At 44.0% G+C, this 2,144-nt stretch carries 2 protein-coding genes and 1 pseudogene; 1 reads left to right on the top strand and 2 read right to left on the bottom strand.

Annotation, left to right across the window (positions count from 1 at the left end; genetic code table 11):
• Both EDI29_RS22555 and EDI29_RS22550 read right to left on the bottom strand, forming a co-directional pair.
• A partial coding sequence (locus EDI29_RS22555) for an IS630 family transposase (protein ID WP_137742656.1) occupies positions 1-717 on the bottom strand: 717 nt, incomplete at its 3' end.
• Between the two features lie 481 nt (positions 718-1,198).
• A pseudogene (locus EDI29_RS22550) lies at positions 1,199-1,519 on the bottom strand (IS3 family transposase); the annotation flags it as partial.
• A gap of 94 nt (positions 1,520-1,613) precedes the next feature.
• On the opposite strand from EDI29_RS22550, the gene EDI29_RS22545 reads away from it, so the two are divergent.
• Complete coding sequence (locus EDI29_RS22545; RefSeq protein ID WP_137742655.1) at positions 1,614-1,949, top strand: gamma-glutamylcyclotransferase family protein; 336 nt, start codon at positions 1,614-1,616, stop codon at positions 1,947-1,949.
• Positions 1,950-2,144 lie beyond the last annotated feature (195 nt).

Genomic DNA, 2,144 nt, shown 5'->3' with positions numbered 1-2,144 from the left:
GGGGTAACGTTTACGTATCTCAATGAAAAAAAGAGCAATATTGTAGTCATTAATCGTTTTGTAATCGTGAATAACTGTGCGGCTGATATCGCTCAGATTTAGTGCACCCAGTATATTCAGACGGGTTCGGCTTCCCGTTGTTTTCACTGACTTTTTATGTCCTTTTCGTATCCATCCATAACTGAGCTTTGTCGCCTGTGTCGGATGCACTGCATCGATAAACAGAATCGGTTCATTACCTGCCGTTTTCTTTAAATTTTCATAATATTCAATGAACTGCTTCTGTTTTTGCTCACTGAATTTATGGGGTATACCCGCTGGTTTTTTGTAAGTGAAACCCTGACGGTGCAGCCACTTGTTCATGCCGGGGATACTGAACCGGATTGCCCAGCGCAGTTCAACATAAGCCACGATATCGCGAGTATGATGGAACAGATGCAGAGATAACTGACTGATGAGGCTTGTAGTTTGAGTGGCGCTGAGCATGCTGTTAGAGCCGCCGTTTTCAGGCTTGAGTTTGCGGGTGTTGACGTAATCGTTGATATGTTGGTTTACCGTCGTTTCGTGCAGACGCAGAGCCTGCGCAATCATCGCAGAAGTCCAGCCTTCTGAGGCAAGAAGGACGGCTTTAATGCGGTCACGAACACGACCATCACGAGTGGTGTCATGAAGGTGCTCAAGTTCGGCTTTCTGTTCGTCGGTAATAAATATCTTCATAGTGGATGAGCTTGATCTTCTCGTCACATAAAATCAAGCATCTTCAATGATCACGGGTATATAATAGAAAGATTATTAACCTAATCAATTCAAAATCCACCTATAAAGTAATTGTGTGATTATTTATAGCTAATCAGCATAACAGCAGTGTGTAGATGACGTTTAGGAGCGAATAGCTTAGAGCCGTTTATATTCCCCACGTTGAAGCCTTTGTAATCAATCGAATAAAACACCCCTCCACAGACATCACTAAAAATCACATTTATTTCGATGACTTTTTAGCTGGGAGTCATAATTATTTCAATCGTATCTTCGCATTATAATGAAGTATTTTTTCACTCTTATAAATATAGAATAACCTTAAAACCCGTCCCAAAAGTAGTCATCATAAATAATGATAATTTATGGAGGAATCATGATAATAATTAGCAACTCAATAATGAATGCCATTTTCTTTATGCCCAAGACAAGGTGCCAATAGAATGCGCGATGGCATCGACCAGCCGATGACTGCACGCGACCACAGGTCAATGACCACCGCAAGATAAGACCAACCCACTTCTAATTCGGGCCGCTGGCGCTGAAGTTCTGCTGAACAGATTTTCAGACACTGGCAGACCATGCGCACGGTAACTCATCGGGCTAAACCAGCGCGATGCCTTTACTCGTAGTCCCTGACACTGGAGGCTGTCGGCAATCGTTTTGACGTTGTACGCCGGAAGCTCATCTGCAAGACACGACGCACCATACCACTGTTTTTCGCCATTGAGACAACGTCATCACAGACAGGCCGAAACTGCTGGTAAGGAACCTATTGCAAACCACTTTATTAAACCTTAATTTGAGCCTTATTCTTCGCCCTTTAGGGATTCATTACTTTGATTGATGAGAGAAAAATGGAACGCTTATTTGTCTACGGTACGTTACGTCCGGGTCACGCTAATGCATATATTCTGGAAAATATCGGTGGAGAATGGTTATCGGGTTATGTGACAGGCACATTTTATGACAGTGGCTGGGGGGCTGCCGTGGGTTTTCCTGGGATCGTACTGGGTGATAGCGAGTCGCGCGTTAGCGGTTACTTGTTTTTGTCCGATAACCTTGAAGCACACTGGCCAATGCTAGATGAATTTGAAGAGGGTTACGATCGCGTTGAGGCTGTCGTTACCACAGCGGAAGGCCAGAGCATTACGGCGTGGGTTTATCAGTTACAGCCACAAGCAGGCCGGTAGACGATATAGATAAATACGTTGACTCCCCTGGTTGGCCCCAGTATCGAATATAACAACTAACATGGTGGTCATTCAGGTTGCCTGGGCAAAAAGAAACGTAACTCACATCCTTGTGTCTTTTATATCTCCTGCGTACTCGTGCTCTTATCGTTTATTTATTATACCCGTCATACTTCAAGTTGCATGTGCGTTGGC

It is taken from the genome of Pectobacterium polonicum (genome assembly GCF_005497185.1).
Lineage (GTDB): Bacteria > Pseudomonadota > Gammaproteobacteria > Enterobacterales > Enterobacteriaceae > Pectobacterium > Pectobacterium polonicum.
This window is presented reverse-complemented; position numbering and strand designations above follow the sequence as displayed.

Coding starts and splice junctions, on each gene's coding strand:
- EDI29_RS22545 (WP_137742655.1), top strand. CDS start 1,614: ATGGAACGCTTATTTGTCTACGGTACGTTACGTCCGGGTCACGCTAAT.